12 protein-coding genes are annotated in these 18,011 nt (G+C 47.1%); all 12 read left to right on the top strand.

What is annotated here, in order from left to right; genetic code table 11:
• Positions 1–3 precede the first annotated feature (3 nt).
• The 12 genes from A7D23_RS00605 (at position 4) to infB (ending at position 18,002) form a co-directional block, all read left to right on the top strand.
• On the top strand, positions 4–786 hold the full coding sequence (locus A7D23_RS00605) for a phosphatidate cytidylyltransferase (RefSeq protein ID WP_025205402.1): 783 nt from the start codon (positions 4–6) through the stop codon (positions 784–786).
• A gap of 2 nt (positions 787–788) precedes the next feature.
• The gene (ytvI, locus tag A7D23_RS00610) at positions 789–1,892 is read left to right on the top strand and encodes a sporulation integral membrane protein YtvI (RefSeq protein WP_025205403.1); all 1,104 of its coding nucleotides are present in this window, start codon (positions 789–791) and stop codon (positions 1,890–1,892) included.
• Between the two features lie 115 nt (positions 1,893–2,007).
• Positions 2,008–3,156 carry a 1-deoxy-D-xylulose-5-phosphate reductoisomerase gene (locus A7D23_RS00615; RefSeq protein ID WP_068882888.1) on the top strand — a complete coding sequence of 383 codons (1,149 nt, stop codon included), beginning with the start codon at positions 2,008–2,010 and terminating at the stop codon, positions 3,154–3,156.
• Position 3,157: 1 nt separating this feature from the next.
• The gene (rseP, locus tag A7D23_RS00620; protein WP_242871478.1) at positions 3,158–4,246 is read left to right on the top strand and encodes an RIP metalloprotease RseP; all 1,089 of its coding nucleotides are present in this window, start codon (positions 3,158–3,160) and stop codon (positions 4,244–4,246) included.
• Between the two features lie 657 nt (positions 4,247–4,903).
• Complete coding sequence (ispG, locus tag A7D23_RS00625; protein WP_068882890.1) at positions 4,904–5,983, top strand: flavodoxin-dependent (E)-4-hydroxy-3-methylbut-2-enyl-diphosphate synthase; 1,080 nt, start codon at positions 4,904–4,906, stop codon at positions 5,981–5,983.
• Between the two features lie 128 nt (positions 5,984–6,111).
• A complete protein-coding gene (locus tag A7D23_RS00630) occupies positions 6,112–7,836 on the top strand; it encodes a proline--tRNA ligase (RefSeq protein WP_025205407.1) in 1,725 nt (574 codons plus the stop codon).
• Positions 7,837–8,402: 566 nt separating this feature from the next.
• The gene (locus A7D23_RS00635) at positions 8,403–12,116 is read left to right on the top strand and encodes a PolC-type DNA polymerase III (RefSeq protein ID WP_025205409.1); all 3,714 of its coding nucleotides are present in this window, start codon (positions 8,403–8,405) and stop codon (positions 12,114–12,116) included.
• A gap of 158 nt (positions 12,117–12,274) precedes the next feature.
• A complete protein-coding gene (gene rimP, locus A7D23_RS00640; RefSeq protein ID WP_025205410.1) occupies positions 12,275–12,733 on the top strand; it encodes a ribosome maturation factor RimP in 459 nt (152 codons plus the stop codon).
• A 27-nt stretch (positions 12,734–12,760) separates the two neighbouring features.
• On the top strand, positions 12,761–14,233 hold the full coding sequence (gene nusA / locus A7D23_RS00645) for a transcription termination factor NusA (RefSeq protein ID WP_025205411.1): 1,473 nt from the start codon (positions 12,761–12,763) through the stop codon (positions 14,231–14,233).
• Between the two features lie 38 nt (positions 14,234–14,271).
• Positions 14,272–14,538, top strand: coding sequence for a YlxR family protein (locus A7D23_RS00650; protein ID WP_025205412.1), 267 nt, complete (start codon positions 14,272–14,274; stop codon positions 14,536–14,538).
• Complete coding sequence (locus A7D23_RS00655; RefSeq protein WP_015044122.1) at positions 14,535–14,852, top strand: L7Ae/L30e/S12e/Gadd45 family protein; 318 nt, start codon at positions 14,535–14,537, stop codon at positions 14,850–14,852. Before A7D23_RS00650 ends, A7D23_RS00655 begins: the two co-directional genes overlap by 4 nt.
• Before the next feature lie 75 nt (positions 14,853–14,927).
• A complete protein-coding gene (gene infB / locus A7D23_RS00660) occupies positions 14,928–18,002 on the top strand; it encodes a translation initiation factor IF-2 (protein ID WP_083221834.1) in 3,075 nt (1,024 codons plus the stop codon).
• The last annotated feature ends 9 nt before the right edge of the window (positions 18,003–18,011 follow it).

The following is an 18,011-nucleotide window of genomic DNA, read 5'->3' on the forward strand; positions in this document are numbered from 1 at the left end:
AAAATGGTTAAGAGAATCTTGAGTGCTCTGATCGGAGCCCCCCTTTTATTGGTTTTAACTTGGCTCGGAGGATGGTATTTGTCCATTGCTGTTGTGATTCTCGCTTTACTTGGACTTAAAGAGTTTTTGCAGATTGGACAAAAAGCCGGTTTAGTAAACAAGTTATGGCCAGCGGTCGTGTACAGCATCTTGTGGCTGGCTATTTTTCTTCTTGGCCGCACGGAATGGATGCTGCCGCTGGCGATCATATGGTTCATGCTGACATTTGGAAGTTATGCGCTGCGCTATCCAAATCAGTCTTTAGCGTCTTCAACGTATTATTTTCTGGCGCTGATTTATCCGGTCTTTCTGTTTACCTATCTCTACTCCTTAAGAGAATTTGGCGTTTCTTGGTGTTTTCTTGTTTTCTTACTGGTCTGGCTCACAGATACCGGAGCTTTTTTTGTCGGCAATACGTTTGGCAAAAGAAAGCTTGCCCCGAAAGTCAGCCCGAACAAGACAGTCGAAGGGGCTGTTGGCGGCCTGGTGATGGCTTTAGCCTGCGGTTTTGTTTTCTGGTTGATTACCAAGCAAGCAACGCTCCCGGCTATCCTTGTCCTGTCACTCTTGACCGGCATTGCCTCCCAGATCGGTGATCTTTTTGAATCCGCACTGAAACGGACTGCCGGGGTGAAGGATTCCGGCAGGCTGATCCCAGGCCATGGCGGTATCCTGGATCGCTTTGACAGCTTTTTGTTTGCGCTGCCATTGGTGTTTTTTTCTATTAACCTAGGATTGGTGGGATAAGCATGAACGATACGACCAAGAACTCCCTAAGGGTGAATCTGAACAGGTTGGTTATGATTGCAGCTGCATTACTCGGCCTGAAACTTTTTACCTATACGATCGTCGAGTTTTTCCCTGTCTTTGGCTCAACGCTTGGAACAGTGGTCTCGGCTCTGTTGCCCTTTATTTTGGCATTTATCATTTCTTTTCTGCTGGAACCGCTTATATTAAAACTGATTAATGTGCTCAAAATCAAGAGAACCTACGCATCTTTGGTTGTAGTTGTCCTGGTTTTAATTATATTTGTGCTGCTGCTGGTTTTGTTCGGGAGCCGGATATACCGCGAGTTAGCCGAATTATATACCGCTTTTCCGATGATTTATCAGCAGACCTTGGCAATGCTGACAGAAAAGATCGGCTTAGTTCAGCAGTTTATTCAGCTGAATCCTGAGATCAACAGTGCGATTCAGTCCAATATGGAAAAAATACTCGCGGCACTCCAGGTCATTCTTAAAAACGGCAGTCTTGGCTTGCTGAATTTTCTGGGTGCGCTGCCGGGCTTGATGTTTGTGATTGTGATTACAACTGTAGCAACACTGCTGACGAGCATGAGTTTTCCGGCCGTTAAGGAATGGCTGTTTGGCAGGGTAAAAGGGAAATATCTTGGCAGAACCAGACAAATTGCTGCAGACCTTGGTTCAGCACTGGTAGGATTCTTAAGAGCTCAGACCTTTCTTGTCTGCATCACATTCGCTGTGATCACAATTGGACTGTTGATCATCGGTAATAGCTATGCCTTTACGCTTGGCATTCTGGCCGGCCTGCTCGATCTGATACCGGTTATCGGACCGGCCCTCATATTTATCCCGTGGATCCTGGTGCTGCTTTTTACCGGCAGTATTGCCTCAGCAGTCAAACTCTTGGTCATCTACCTTGCCGCTACAGTGATCCGGCAGGCCCTGGAACCAAAGATTTTGTCTCAAAATATCGGGCTGCATCCGCTAGCCACCCTGATGTCCATGTATATTGGATTGAATCTTTTCGGAGCAGTAGGACTGATCATCGGCCCCGCTCTGGTCGTCATGTATGAAGCCGTCAGGAAAGCCGGCTTTTTTAAGGGAGAGTAGCAAAGCTATTCTCTAACCTAGATAGATTATGTACTAGGTAGACCATCGCTATTTTTAAGTAAAACTTAAGCATGATGAATTAAGCTAGATTGAAATTTGAATTGGAGATATCAAAGTGAAAATAATTTCGGTCTTAGGTTCCACCGGTTCAATTGGCACGCAGACACTGGATGTGGTCAGAAACTCGGAAGGAAAATTAGCTGTCTATGCTTTGTCGGCCAATTCTCGGGCCGACCTTTTTGAACAGCAGATCCGCGAGTTCAGGCCGAGGATTGCCGTAATGATGCAGGAAGAAAAAGCACTTTACCTGAAACAACAGGTTGTTGACCTGCCTGTTAAGGTGCTGGTAGGTATGGAGGGACTGCTTGAGGCAGCGACTGCAGCAGAGGTTGACACGGTTGTGACCGCAGTCAGCGGCAGTATTGGTCTTGAACCTACACTGGCTGCACTGAACGCAGGAAAAAATATTGCGCTGGCCAACAAAGAAACGCTCGTTGCCGCAGGGGAACTTGTAATGCAGACAGCAGAACGGAACGGCTGTTCCATCATTCCTGTTGACAGTGAGCACTCTGCTGTGTTCCAGTGTCTCAGCGGCAACGAAAATGCAGTTAAGAAAATCATTCTGACTGCTTCAGGCGGCCCTTTCAGAGGATGGAGCAGGGAAAGGCTGGCTGAGGTAACACCGGTAATGGCGCTGAAACATCCGAACTGGAATATGGGCGCCAAGATCACCATTGATTCGGCAACCATGATGAACAAAGGTTTGGAAGTTATTGAGGCAAAATTTCTTTTCGGCGTAGATTATGACCAAATTGATGTCTTGGTTCATCCTCAGAGCATTGTTCACTCGATGGTTGAATTCCGTGACGGCACTGTTCTTGCCCAGCTTGGCATACCGGATATGCGCATTCCGATTCAGTATGCGCTGACCTATCCCGAACGCTGGGAAAACCGTTTGCCGGAACTTTCGCTTGCCGGAAAGAGCTTAACGTTTGAGAAGCCCGATTTGGCTGCTTTCCCATTTTTGAAATTCGCTTGTTCCTGCGGTCAGACGGGAGGGACACTTCCTGCTGTCATGAATGCTGCCAACGAAATCTGTGTACATGCTTTCCTGGCAGGCCGCATAAAATATCTTGAGATGCACGAACTTGTGGAACGCACTTGTCAGGCCCATCAGGTTCAGGAGATAAAGGACTTGGATACCGTACTGGCTGCGGACAGATGGGCTAGGGAGTATGCTGCATCACAAATAAATCTGGGTTGAGGTGAATGGTTTGTTTGAAATATTGAAAACGGTAATTGCTTTTATCGTAATATTCGGCGTTTTGGTATTCGTACATGAATTTGGGCATTTTATCGTAGCCAAGAGATCGGGGATTAAAGTGCTGGAATTTGCTTTTGGCATTGGGCCGAAGCTTTTTGGGTTCCAGGGTAAGGAAACGCTTTACTCCATCAGGATACTGCCTCTGGGCGGATTTTGCAGATTCTTAAGTGTTGAAGAAGTCGAAGAAGGGGAAGAAGGCGATCAGGTCAGTAGGGAGGAACTGTTGGCCCGAAGTTTTGAAAGCAAGTCAATCTGGAAGAGAATGGCCGTCATTGTGGCCGGACCGCTCATGAACTTCATCCTCGGTGCGGTGCTTTTTGTGGTTGCTTTTGCCTTTTTTGGCGTAGCCGTAGCCGATAACCAGAACCTAATCGGTCAGGTGTCACTGGGTAAACCGGCAGCCACGGCGGGACTTGCCGCCGGAGACAGAATTATTGCGATCAATGGCACAGAGACTCCAGACTGGAATTCTGTAACGCAGCAAATTCACACCAACCCCGGAGAAAAGATGTCGTTTACCGTAGAAAAAGCGGATACGAAACAAATTGTCACGATTGAGATTACCCCGGCCTATGATCAGGAGCTTGGAAAAGGATTGATCGGGATTGCGCCTTCTTATACCATGCAGAAAGTATCCGTCCTGAAATCCATTCAATATGGTTTTCTGCAGACGGTAGAGTTTACTAGACAACTCGTCCTTTATCTGATTCATATGATTACCGGTAAGGCGCCGGTTGAACTTTCGGGTCCGATTGGTGTTGCCCAGGTCATCGGGGAAGGCGTAAAACAGGGCATGTCATCGCTATTTACCCTGGCTGCTGTGCTCAGCATCAACTTTGGTGTATTAAATATTCTGCCGCTGCCGGCGCTCGATGGCGGTCAGCTGGCCGTGATGACTTTTGAAGGAATCCGGCGTAAGCCTTTAAGTATCGAAAAGAAAGGCTGGATTCAGCTGACAGGCTTTGCGCTGCTCATTGCGCTGATGATCGCGGTGACGTATCAGGATATACTGAGGATTGTTACGAAGTAGACTTTTTTGGTTTAAGAAAAGCGGATATGTCTCTATAGCGTTTGAATTATGAATGTTATTTGAAACCCTATTGTTTGGGCAAGGCTGCGGGCCACAATATCGCTTTTCGGCCGTTGTGTCCTCCTTGACACAAAAGCCGCGCTACGCAATCCTTGCTCCGCTCACAGCGAAACTGTGGCCCGTAGCCTGATTTTTAGGGTAATTGGCATGACTTATACGGAAGTTGCAGTTCTTCTATGTAGAGAATACAATTATAGTTCTCTTGCTGGGAATTCATACTAGATTTTAATCACGAATAAAAAGCGTGTTTATCTGATTTGATTTAAGCACGGATTATTCTTTAGCCTTTAAGTTCCCAACGCTATGCAAACGAATGACGTTAGCTAGGTCAATCATCATCTGAATGCATCCAATCGATGATATCAGAGCGCTTGAAGGAGCTTGGCAGGCTTCTTCTTCATAGAGATACTTTCTGGCTCCTTGATCTAGCTTGCAAATTAAACTTAAGATTAGTCTGGGGGCCACAGTTCCGCTGTCAGCGGAGCACGATGCGGAGCGCGGCTTTTTGTGCCACGGAGGACACAACGGCCGAGAAGCGGTATTGTGGCCCACAGACTAGCCCAAGATAAACTACGTCAAAATAGGAGGGTTTATCGATTGAAACGTAGGATTACGCGAGAAGTGAAAATCGGATCGGTGGCGATTGGCGGAAATCATCCGGTCGTGATTCAGTCGATGACCAATACGGATACCCGGGATGTGCAGACCACGCTCAGTCAGATCAGGCACTTGGCTGGCATTGGCTGTGAGATTATCCGGATGGCTGTCCTAAATGAGCAGGCTGCGCTTGCATTGAAAGACATCTGCAGCCTAAGTCCGATCCCGGTAGTTGCGGATATTCACTTTGACTACCGGCTTGCACTTAAAGCTGTTGCAAATGGGGTTCATGGACTCCGGATCAATCCGGGAAATATCGGTGAGCGCTGGAAAGTACAAGAGGTTATCAACGCGGTCCGCGAAAGAAACATCCCGATCCGGATCGGAGTCAATACCGGATCTCTGGAAAAGGAAATCCTTGAGAAATACGGCGGACCGACCGCGGAAGGGATGGTCGAAAGCGCTTTGGGCCATGTCGGCATCCTGGAACAGGAAAACTATCATAATATCAAGATCTCCCTGAAATCGTCCCATGTTCCGTTGATGATTGACGCTTACCGCATGATTGCCGATCGGGTGGACTATCCGCTGCATGTCGGGGTAACCGAAGCCGGTACGGTCAGATCCGGGGTGGTAAAGTCTGCGATCGGCATAGGAACGCTTCTGGCTGAAGGCATCGGCGATACGATCAGAGTCTCACTGACAGGCGATCCTGCAGCAGAGATTCCGGTTGCCCAACAGATTCTGAGGGTACTGGATCTCAAGAAAGGCGGATTCGAATTAATCAGTTGTCCGACCTGCGGCAGGACTCAGGTGGATTTAGTTCATCTGGCTGAGGAAGTAGAACAGAGACTTGAAGCTTTACCGGCACCATCCAAGAGGGTATCCATAGCCGTGATGGGCTGTGTGGTCAATGGCCCTGGGGAAGCCCGGGAAGCCGATTTTGGCATTGCAGGAGGAAAAGGCAGGGGGCTGCTTTTTGCACGGGGTGAGGTCATCGCGCAGCTGCCTGAAGATGAATTAGTGCCGGCTTTGATGGAGAAAATCGAAGACGATTTAAGTCTATCAGAAAAACTCTAAACATTTTCTGATAGATCTTTAAAAATAAATCTGAGGTTTTCCAGTTGTTTAATCCTGTGTGAAACTGGTAATATTGAAGAGCAAGAATTTTTTAAAAGCAAGCACTTGTTGAAAGGAAGAAATAAACAATGAAAGTTAGCCAATTATTGAATCCAACCTTGCGGGAAGTGCCTGCAGAAGCCGAAGTGATCAGTCACCAGCTCATGCTGAGAGCCGGATTTATCCGCAAAGCTGCAGCCGGGATTTATACATATCTTCCTCTGGGACTCAGAGTAATTAAAAAGATCGAGCAAATCGTGCGCGAAGAGATGGATGCCAAAGGCGGGCAGGAAGTCATGCTGCCGATTGTCCAGCCGGCTGAGCTGTGGAAAGAAACCGGACGCTGGGATGTCTATGGTCCGGAGATGTTCCGATTAAAAGACCGGCATGACCGGGAATTCTGTCTCGGACCCACGCATGAAGAAGTCATCACCGACTTGGTCAGAAGTGAAGTCCGTTCCTACAAACAGCTGCCGCTCCTTCTGTACCAGATTCAAAATAAATACCGTGATGAAAGAAGACCACGTTTCGGACTGATGCGCGGCAGAGAATTTATCATGAAGGACTTATATTCTTTTGACAGGGATCCTGAAGGTTCCAGGGAAAGCTACCGCAAGATGTATGAGGCTTATGAACGGATTTTTACGCGCTGTGGGCTGACTTTCCGTGCTGTCGAGGCAGATGCCGGTGCGATTGGCGGAACAGGCGGAACCCATGAATTTATGGTGCTGGCCGAATCCGGAGAGGCTGCGGTGGTATTCTGTCCAGATTGCGATTATGCCGCCAATGTCGAGAAAGCTGAATGTCTGCCGCATCCAGACACTGATCAGGATATTCTGGCAGGCCGGACAGGTGAGGTTCATACCCCCAATATTAAAACGATTGACCAGCTGGCTGATTTCTTAAAAATCAACAAGTCTTCTCTGATAAAAACGCTTTTGTATAAAGGCGACGACCGTTTTATACTTGTCCTGGTTAGGGGAGACCGGGAAGTCAATGAAATCAAGGTCAATAATATGCTCGGACCGTTCCTGAACCTCAGAATGGCTGACCCGGAGGAAGTCCGAGAGGTTTTCAACTGCGAGCACGGGTTCATCGGACCGGTTGGACTTAAGGATGTCTATGTTGCCGCAGACCTTGAAGTAGCTGAGATGAAACAGGGAGTCTGCGGAGCCAATAAAAAAGATTATCATCTGCTCGGTGTTGCTTGCGGAAAGGATTTTATTCCTGCCAAAATAGCAGACCTCAGAATGGTAACGCCGGGTGAACCCTGCCCGAAATGCCAGGGACGGCTCCAGGAAGCCCGTGGGATTGAAGTCGGACAAGTCTTCAACCTTGGCACGAAATACAGTCAGGCCCTTCAGGCAACCTACCTCGACGATACTGGTAAGGAAAAGGTCTGCTATATGGGCTGCTATGGGATAGGCGTCAGCAGAACAATGGCTGCCGCCATTGAGCAGAATTATGATGAGAACGGAATTATCTGGCCGATGCCGATTGCCCCGTATCATTGTATTATCGTCCCGGTTTCCTTAAAGGACGAAAATGTCGTTGCCACTGCTGAACGGCTTTATGAAGAATTAAAAGCCCTCGGAATCGAGACAGTATACGATGACAGGGACGAACGTCCCGGCGTAAAATTCAAGGATGCGGATCTCGTCGGATATCCTCTAAGACTGACCATCGGCGCTAAAGCACTCGCTGAAGGCAAAGTTGAACTGTACAACAGAAGCACCCGGCAAGTTGAGCTGGTTGAGGCGGACCGCGTTTGCAGTCTTGTAACAGAAATTATCAAAGAAGCCTGTCGTGTCTAGAGCCACGTTTTCAAAATCTTACACAAATTGTTGATTATTGAGTATTAAAAAACCGTTATGTATGGCAGGTCTGGGGGCCACAATACCGCTTTTCGGCCGTTGCGTCTTCCTTGACGCGTCGCTCCTTGCCATCCATGGCCGTCAAAAGGCCGTGCTTCGCCATCCAGGCGCGGGAACTGTGGCCCCCAGACTGATCTTAGGGTTATTCAAGCAAGTCTGCATGTCAGAATGTAGATTATTCTTGAGAATTTATTAAAAGAAAAGAACAGTGTACTCGTTATACTTCTCAAAGTTACATGCTTAATTTAAGCAAACATTATAATCTTATTATCCAAAGATTATCCAAAGATTATCCAAAGATTATCCAAAGATTCAGTCTGTGTGCCACAATTCCAGCGTCAAGCGGAGCATGGAGTGCGAAGCGCGGCCTTTTGTGTCATGGATGACACAACGGCCGAAAGCGGATTTGTGGCATACAGACCAACCCCAAATAAGTTACATAGTAAGTTACATAGTAATATGCAGTGATGTGAAATTGCGTTTGGATACAGAGGAGGCATTCATTGGTGTTAAATGCGGCAGTCAAACTGGAAGCAACACCGTTTTATCAGGAACTACCAAGTGATGTCAGCATGAGGCTGGATACTTTTCTAAATTACATACTGCTGGAGAGGGTGGAGATTGTTCCTGAACAAAGAAAGTGGATACTCCATCTTTCTTTATCCTGTCCGGTCCAGGAAGAGATTCTGGGCCTCTTAACTGAATCCCTAAAGAAAAGATTAAATAGTGGGAACGAAAATAACGGAATCACGATTGAGATAAAAACAAAAATGTCTCCCGATTTTACCCTAGAGATGCTTTGTCAAGAACATTGGCTGCAAATCATCCAGGATATTCACGAGAAAGTGCCTTCCCTTAAGGTCTGGCTGAATGCTTCCGTAAAATACGAGGTTGTTAATAACAGATTGACCTTCTTCGTTCCGAGCATGATGGCGATGGAATATTGTCAGTTGAAACAGGATAGTCTGGAAAGCTTCTTTCAGCAGAAATATGGTATGGAGGCAAGAATTTTCTGGGAAATTGAAGAGACTGCTGCTGAAGAAGAAATCTATTTTGACGCGGAAAAAGAAGAGCAGAAGTATGTAGAGGAAATCCTGTCCAAAAAGTCTGAAGAGAAAAAAGAGAAGAAAGAGCAGAATGCTGTTTTGCTTGGCAGAGAGATAAAGGGTACGCCGGCTCCGTTAGCCGATATTCATGACGAGGAGAAACAGGTCATTGTAGAGGGTGAGGTCTGCGAAACAGAAATCAGACGATTAAAAAGCGGACGTCAATTATTGTCGTTCGGGTTGACAGACAAGACAAACTCAATAGGCTGCAAACTGTTCTTTGACGAAGGGAAAAAACCTCTGGAAATCAACAAAGGTGACTGGCTCAGAGTGAAAGGGGCCGTGCAGTTCGATCGTTATACGACCGAGCTGACGTTGATGCCAAGGGATATGATGACTGTTTCGAAGACGTCCAAGCCGGATCTTGCGGAAGAGAAACGGGTTGAACTGCATCTGCACACCAAGCATTCGGAAATGGATGGTGTTTCATCGATCCAAAACATGGTGAAGCGAGCCGGTGAATGGGGACATACCGCGATTGCTGTAACAGACCACGGGGTCGTTCAGGCTTTCCCGGATGCAGCTGAAGCCGGGAAAAAGTACGGTGTCAAAATCATCTATGGCATGGAAGGCTATTTGGTCGAGGATGCTGGAACTAATCCGGTCGAGTTGAGCCGCAGCCGTTCTTTTCATATTATTATTCTGGCTAAGGATTATATCGGCTTAAAAAATCTGTATAAACTTGTTACCGCTTCCCATATGGAGTATTTTTACAGACGTCCCCGCATTCCACGTTCACTGCTTGATGCCCACAGGGAAGGTTTGATCCTTGGTTCGGCCTGCGAATCAGGAGAACTGATGCGGGCAATCTTGCAAAAAAAAGATGCGGCAGAAATCAAAAAAATTGCTTTGTATTACGATTATCTGGAAATCCAGCCGCTGGGGAACAATCAGTTTATGCTGAAAAACGGTGAGGTTTCCAGTGAACAAGAATTGATCGATATTAATCGGCGCATTGTCTCTCTTAGCAAGGAACTTGGTATTCCTGTCGCGGCTACCTGTGACGTCCATTTTCTTGATAAGGAAGATGAAGTTTACCGAAGAATTTTGATGGCCGGGAAAGGCTTTGCCGATGCCGATGAGCAGGCTCCGCTGTATTTCAGGTCAACGGATGAAATGCTCAAGGAATTTGCTTATCTTGATGAAGAGGATGCCTATCGGGCGGTAGTTGCAACACCGAGAATGATTGCTGAACAGGTCGCTGAAATCAAACCGTTCCCGGACGACTTTTTTGAACCGAAGATTGAAGGCGCTGCCGATAAAATCCGGGATATGACGATGACCAGAGCGTATGAGCTGTACGGCAATCCTTTGCCGGAAATGGTTCAGAAAACCTTAAATAAGGAACTGGATTCCATTATCGGCAACGGTTTTGCTGTGTTGTACCTGATTGCGCATCTGCTCGTAAAAAGATCGAACGAGGATGGTTATCTGGTCGGATCAAGGGGTTCCGTCGGTTCATCACTCGTCGCAACTTTTACCGGCATCACGGAGGTCAATCCGCTTCCGCCACACTATCGTTGTGCTAACCCGGAGTGTCTTTATTCAGAGTTTGTGACGGACGGAATCGCCGGAGCAGGTGTGGATCTGCCGGATAAAATATGTCCGCAGTGCGGCAGGGAACTGGTCAAAGACGGACATGACATCCCGTTTGAAACCTTCCTGGGCTTTAAAGGAGACAAGGTTCCTGATATCGATCTAAATTTCTCGGGAGAATATCAGCCCAGAGCTATGAAATACACCGAGGAGATATTTGGCAAGGAAAATGTTTTTCGGGCCGGAACGATCTCCACGATTGCTGAAAAAACTGCCTATGGTTTTGTGAAAAATTACCTTGAAGAAAGAAAGGTCAAATATAACCAGACAGAACTGAACCGGCTGGTTAACGGCTGTACGGGCGTAAAAAGAACAACAGGACAGCACCCGGGAGGATTAATGGTTATCCCGAAAGAATGCGATGTCTTTGATTTTACCCCGCTGCAAAGGCCAGCTAACGACACCTCCTCAGATATTATTACGACCCACTTCGACTACCATTCCATCTCCGGGCGTTTAACCAAACTGGACCTGCTCGGTCATGACGATCCGACGTCGATTAAAATGCTGGAGGACCTGACAGGGCTTGATGCCAAGAAAATCCGACTCGATGACACGCAAACCCTCTCACTTTTTTCGAGTACGGATGCGCTTGACGTGACTGCGGAGGAAATCGGGTCCACGACCGGAACACTCGGTATCCCGGAATTTGGTACAAAATTTGTAAGACAGATGCTGGAAGACACCAAACCTTCAAGCTTTTCCCATTTGGTCAGAATATCCGGACTTTCCCATGGTACGAATGTCTGGGTTGGCAATGCCCAGGACCTTGTCTTAAACGGTACAGCTGACATCTCCAACATTATTGCCTGCCGTGATGACATTATGATCTATTTGATTCAGATGGGACTTAATTCCAGCCATGCCTTTAAAATTATGGAGTCGGTCCGCAAGGGTAAAGGACTCAAAGATGAAGATATTGAGGCTATGAAAAAACAAAATGTTCCGGATTGGTATATTGACTCTTGTCAGAAGATCAGCTATATGTTTCCGAAGGCCCATGCTGTAGCTTATGTGACAATGGCTTTCAGGATCGCTTGGTTTAAGATCAATTATCCTGAAGCGTTTTATGCCACATTTTTTACCGTCAGGGCAGATGAGTTTGATGCGGAACTGATCTGCAGCGGTGTGAAAAAGTGCCGGGAGGCTATCAAAGAAATTGCCGCCAAAGGCAACAATGCAACGGCTAAGGACAAGAACCTGCAGACGATCCTTGAGATTGTGGTGGAAATGTACTGCCGGAAGATTAAGCTGCGCAAGGTTAATCTGTGGGAATCAGATGCGGTACGTTTTCAGGTAACACCTGATGGGCTCCTGCCGCCACTGTCATCCCTGCAGGGAGTCGGTGAAACGGCTGCGGCGAGTTTGGTCAAACTCAGGGAACATGGAACGATCAAATCTGTCGAAGATATCCAGGCCCGATCCAACGGAAAGATCAGCAAAACCGTCATTGAAACGCTTCAGCAGCACGGGTGTCTGGAAGGGCTGCCCGATAAAAATCAGCTGAGTTTGTTTTAAACTGGACATTAGGAATATTGCAGACGGAAACAGTATATGATATAGTAAAAGCAGGAATTTTATTCTAAGCAGATTTTTGGTTCAGAGTGGGGATTACCCACTCTTTCATTTGGTATGATGAAAAAATAAAAAATGCTTAACTCTAAAAGGAGTACACGATGAGCAATTCTATTCTAAACAAAGTTAGAAGTTTGGCAGAGCCACTCGTAATGGAGCTGGGACTGGAATTCGTCGATGTCGAGTATGTTAAGGAAGGTGCTTACTGGTATCTGCGATTATATATTGATAAGGAAGGCGGAGTAGAGATTGACGACTGTGCCGAGGTAAGCCATCAAATTAATGAGGTTCTGGATAAAGAAAACCCGATTCCTCAGGCCTATATGCTGGAAGTCTCTTCTCCCGGAATTGAGAGACCGCTTAAAAAGAGAGAAGATTATATTAAATATACAGGAAAGCTTGTCAGTATTAATACGACAGAAGTGTTTGAGGGATACAGCCGCTTTACCGGAAATTTAAAAGGACTGGCTGATGACCAGGTTATCCTAGAATATGAGGGGCGGAAGATTGCCATTCCTTTGTCGCTAATTGAAAAGGCCCATCTTACTTTTGATTTTTAAAATGATTTTGAGGAGGGATTCAGACAGATGAACATGGAGTTCATTGAGGCAATTCACGAATTAGAAAAAGAAAAAGGTATTTCGACAGAGATATTGTTTGAAGCGATTGAAGCTGCTCTGATATCGGCATATAAAAAGAACTTTTCCTCTTTACAGAATGTAAGGATCCATATAGACCGCTTGAATGGAGAAATTAAAGTATATGCCCGCAAAAACGTTGTGGAAATTGCGGATGATCCTCGCACCCAAATATCATTAGAAGAAGCTAAAAAAATGGACCCGAACTATTCAACTGAAGATATTGTTGAATTTGAAGTCACCCCGCGTGACTTTGGCCGCATCGCAGCGCAGACTGCTAAGCAGGTTGTTGTCCAAAGAATACGTGAGGCTGAACGTGGATTAATATACGATGAATATATTAATCGCGAGGGAGATATTGTCACCGGTATTGTCCAACGCTATGAACAGCGTAACGTCATTGTGGATCTTGGCAAGGTGGAGGCCGTACTGCCTGCCTCAGAGCAGAATCCCGGAGTAAACTACCAGCCTTTTGAAAGAATCAAGGCCTATGTTGTTGAAGTGAAGAAAACGACCAAAGGCCCCCAAATTTTACTTTCCCGCACCCATCCAGGACTGATCAAACGATTGTTTGAGCTGGAAGTTCCGGAGATTCACGATGGAATTGTAGAAATCAAAGCAGTTGCAAGGGAAGCAGGTGCACGCTCTAAAATTGCCGTTTACTCGAAAGACAAAAACGTTGATCCGGTTGGAGCGTGTGTTGGACCAAAGGGCAGCAGGGTACAGAATATTGTGAATGAACTGAAAGGCGAAAAAATGGACATCATCAACTGGTCGGCTGATCCGATTGATTTTGTCTCCAATGCGCTTTCCCCGGCCAGAGTCCTGGGTGTTTATCCGCGGTATGAAGACAAGGTAACGTTGGTGGTCGTGCCGGACTATCAATTATCCCTCGCTATCGGGAAAGAAGGACAGAACGCCAGACTGGCTGCAAAGCTGACCGGCTGGAAAATCGATATTAAGAACGAAACGCAGGCGCTCGCTCAGAATTTGATCCCGGAAGACAGCTATCAGGATGAAGAATATGAGAGTGAGTACTATGAACAGGCGTATGAACCCTATGAAGAAGGAGAATATACAGATTATGAAGACGAACCCTACGGCGATTATGTAGAAGGCGAGTATGAAGAATCTGAAGAAGAATATCAGGAATATGATGAAGGCTATCAGGACTACACAGAAGAAGGATACGATGAATATGGTGACGGGAGTTATCAGGAGGACGAGGATAGCCAATACTACGATGAATACGATGAATCTGCAGAATATGACGGCGATGAAAATGCCCGAAATGAAAACAGTGATGCTGATGTGTCATATTCAGAATTAGAATCACCTGCTAATGAAGCTTCCCAAGTAGATGAACAGCAGGAAGCAGAGAAACCCAAGAAAAAGGCCAAATCTTCAAGCAAGAAAAAATAGGCTTCAGTGACCAAAAGTAATTCCTGAAAGGTGAGAAAATGAAGGTACGAAAAATCCCTCTGCGCATGTGTCTTGGCTGCCAGGAAATGAAACCAAAAAAAGAATTATTGAGAATCGTGAAAACATCTGAGGGAGTATTGGAATTTGATCCTTCTTCCAAGAAAAATGGGCGTGGAGCTTACCTTTGCCAGTGTCCAGATTGTCTGATAAAAGCTCTGAAACAAAACCGTTTTGAAAAAACTTTTGGCATCAAACCGACCAAAGAGATGCTGGCCGAAATTGAAAGGCAGATGAATTCTTCTTGACACCAAAAATATTATCATTGCTTGGAATGGCAAGGAGAGCCGGGAAAATTTCTTCCGGAGAATCACAGGTTGAAGCATTCTTAAAAAAACAAAAGGGCTCGTTATTGATTATTGCAGAAGATTCACCGGGCTCTATCACCAAGTACACGCAATGGGCCGATGATCTTCATATTCCGGTTATGATCTGCAGCACGAAACAAGAACTCGGGACGGCTGTCGGATTATCACCAAGAGCACTTATACTGATTATGGATGACGGTTTCGCCAAAGCAATCATCAGGTTGGGGGACACACCTGAAAATGAGCGGGTTTAAATGTTTTAATGTCCCCAGTAAGAGATAAGGAGTTGAAAGGTTATATTTCTATTTTCGTTTTTGGGGGGTGACAATGTGACCAATATTCGAGTTCACGAACTGGCTAAAGAATTGAATATATCCAGCAAGGCTTTAATGGAAAAGTTTAATGATATTGGGGTACCAGTGAAAAACCACTTAAGTGCGGTATCCACGGAGGAAGTTGAAAAAGTTAAAAAAGCGCTGACCAAGACAGGCGAATCACAGCAAAAAGAAGTAAGCAAGCCGGTTAAGGCTGCCGGGGCTGAGGAAAAAGTCCCTGCCAGAAAAAGGACCGAAGAAGATATTCCCCCGGAAAGCTTCAGAGATGCAGAAGGTCACAAAAAAAGTCAGGATCAAAGACCGTCAGGTGAGATGAGACCGCAGGGTCAAAGACCGCCAGGCGAGATGAGACCGCAGGGCCAAAGACCGCCAGGTGAGATGAGACCGCAGGGCCAAAGACCGCCAGGCGAGATGAGACCGCAGGGCCAAAGACCGCCAGGCGAGATGAGACCGCAGGGCCAAAGACCGCCAGGCGAGATGAGACCGCAGGGCCAAAGACCGCCAGGCGAGATGAGACCGCAGGGCCAAAGACCGCCAGGCGAGATGAGACCGCAGGGCCAAAGACCGCCAGGCGAGATGAGACCGCAGGGCCAAAGACCGCCAGGCGAGATGAGACCGCAGGGCCAAAGACCGCCAGGTGAGATGAGACCGCAGGGTCAAAGACCGCCAGGTGAGATGAGACCGCAGGGCCAAAGACCGCCAGGTGAATTCAGACCGCAGGGTCAAAGACCGCCGGGTGAGATGAGACCGCAGGGCCAAAGACCGCCGGGTGAATTCAGACCGCAGGGCCAAAGACCGCCAGGTGAATTCAGACCGCAGGGCCAAAGACCGCCAGGTGAATTCAGACCGCAGGGCCAAAGACCGCCAGGCGAGATGAGACCGCAGGGTCAAAGACCACCAGGAGAATTCAGACCGCAGGGTCAAAGACCGCCGATGAGCGGTGACCGGCCGTATGCGCCGAGACCGCAGGGTGATTTCCGTCCATCACAGCGTCCTGCAGGTGATGACCGGAGACCGCAGGGCGGCGGACGTCCGTTCTCCGACACAGGAAGAAGACCTTCCCAGGGACAGCGTCCGGGAGCAGATAAAAAAGCCCCTCAAACTCAGAGGATCAAGATTGAAGGAAAATCCGTTGAGCTTACTGTCGCCGAGCAGCCGGTAAAACGCCAGCCACCGGAGAAAAAGAAAGCCCATGAGAATAAAGAGTTTTTATTTGATAAACGGCGCAATGATGAAAAAGATTTTTCTTCCATCTTAAGAAAAAATGACCGGAATCAACCAAATCGGAACCAACCCAATAAGATGGTTAAAGAAGTGGTTCCCAAGCATATTATTATTCCTGAGTCCTTGTCAGTTCAGGAACTGGCGCTCAGAATGAGCCGCAAAGCCGGTGAAGTCATCAAGGAATTAATGAAGCTTGGTGTTATGGCGACCATCAATCAGGAAATTGATGCTGATACAGCAACGATTGTCGCTACTGAAATGGGCATGACGCTTGAGGTTAGAGCCGAAAAATCCATGGCAGTCATTGAGGAAGTAGAAGATGATGCGTCCACGCTCAAATTCCGTCCTCCGGTTGTCACGGTCATGGGCCACGTCGACCATGGAAAAACATCTTTGCTCGATGCGATTCGTTCCGCCAATGTCACCGAATCTGAAGCTGGTGGGATTACGCAGCATATCGGTGCTTATCAGGTAGAAATTAAAAATCAAAAAATTACTTTCCTGGATACTCCTGGTCACGAGGCTTTTACAGCCATGAGAGCGAGAGGGGCCCAGGTCACAGATATTGCCATACTGGTTGTTGCTGCGGATGATGGTGTCATGCCCCAGACTGTGGAAGCGATCAACCATGCCAAAGCGGCCAATGTCCCCATCATTGTTGCTATCAATAAAATTGATAAAGAAAATGCCAATCCGGACCGTGTCAAACAGGAACTGACCGAGTACGGCTTAGTTGTTGAAGAATGGGGCGGGGATACGATCACGGTACCGGTCTCAGCCAAAGCTAGACTCAACATTGACACTCTGCTGGAAATGGTCCTGCTTGTTGCAGAGATGAAAGATCTGAAAGCTAATCCGAACCGGAAGGCAACCGGAACCGTTATTGAAGCGAAGCTCGATAAAGGCAAGGGGCCTGTAGCAACTGTCCTGGTATCCAAAGGTACGCTGAATATCGGTGACATTATTGTTGCCGGGCATTCCTTTGGCCGAATCAGGGGGATGGTTGACGACAAAGGCCGCAGAGTAAAAAAAGCGGGACCTTCCATGCCTGTGGAGGTTCAGGGATTGTCTGAAGTTCCGCCGGCGGGAGAAATCTTCAACGTTGTTAACGATGAGAAACTCGCCCGCAGCGTTACCGAAGCCAGAATGGATGAGAAAAAAGCGGAAGAAGTCAAACAAAAATCTAGGATTAGCCTTGATGATCTTTTCGATAAGATCAAAGAAGGCGAAGTCAAAGATTTGAATATCATTATTAAAGCTGACGTTCAGGGCTCTGTCGAAGCTATTAAGCAGTCTCTGGACAAGCTGACGACCTCAGAAGTACGCGTAAACATCATTCACGGCGGAGTCGGTGCGATCAGTGAATCCGACGTGATGCTCGCTGCTGCTTCCAATGCGATCATTATTGGCTTTAATGTCAGACATGATTCCAACACAAAATCGACAGCAGAACTCCAGGGTGTGGACATCAGGATGTACAGAGTCATCTATGATGCGATTGATGACATTAAGGCAGCGATGGAGGGCCTGCTCGAACCGACCTTCAAGGAAGTCATACAGGGTAAAGCGGAAGTCCGTCAGATTTTCAAGGTGCCAAAGGCTGGAACTGTCGCTGGAAGCTATATAACTGACGGCAAGATTCATCGGTCGGATAAGATCAGGGTAATCAGAGATGGAGTTGTCGTTCACGAGGGAGACCTGGAATCTCTGAGACGTTTCAAGGATGATGCCAAGGAAGTTGCGGAAGGATACGAATGCGGGATTGGCTTAAAGAACTTCAATGATCTTAAAGAAGGAGATATCTTGGAAGCCTTTACGATGGAGGAAGTTAAAAGAGAGCTCTAGACCAGCATT

Source organism: Dehalobacter sp. TeCB1, from assembly GCF_001707455.1.
Lineage (GTDB): Bacteria > Bacillota > Desulfitobacteriia > Desulfitobacteriales > Syntrophobotulaceae > Dehalobacter > Dehalobacter restrictus.

Excerpts from the sequence above, each read along its gene's own strand:
- A7D23_RS00650 (WP_025205412.1), top strand. The coding sequence starts at position 14,272 with ATGAAGGTACGAAAAATCCCTCTGCGCATGTGTCTTGGCTGCCAGGAA.
- nusA (WP_025205411.1), top strand. The coding sequence starts at position 12,761 with ATGAACATGGAGTTCATTGAGGCAATTCACGAATTAGAAAAAGAAAAA.
- ytvI (WP_025205403.1), top strand. The coding sequence starts at position 789 with ATGAACGATACGACCAAGAACTCCCTAAGGGTGAATCTGAACAGGTTG.
- rimP (WP_025205410.1), top strand. The coding sequence starts at position 12,275 with ATGAGCAATTCTATTCTAAACAAAGTTAGAAGTTTGGCAGAGCCACTC.
- A7D23_RS00605 (WP_025205402.1), top strand. The coding sequence starts at position 4 with ATGGTTAAGAGAATCTTGAGTGCTCTGATCGGAGCCCCCCTTTTATTG.
- A7D23_RS00630 (WP_025205407.1), top strand. The coding sequence starts at position 6,112 with ATGAAAGTTAGCCAATTATTGAATCCAACCTTGCGGGAAGTGCCTGCA.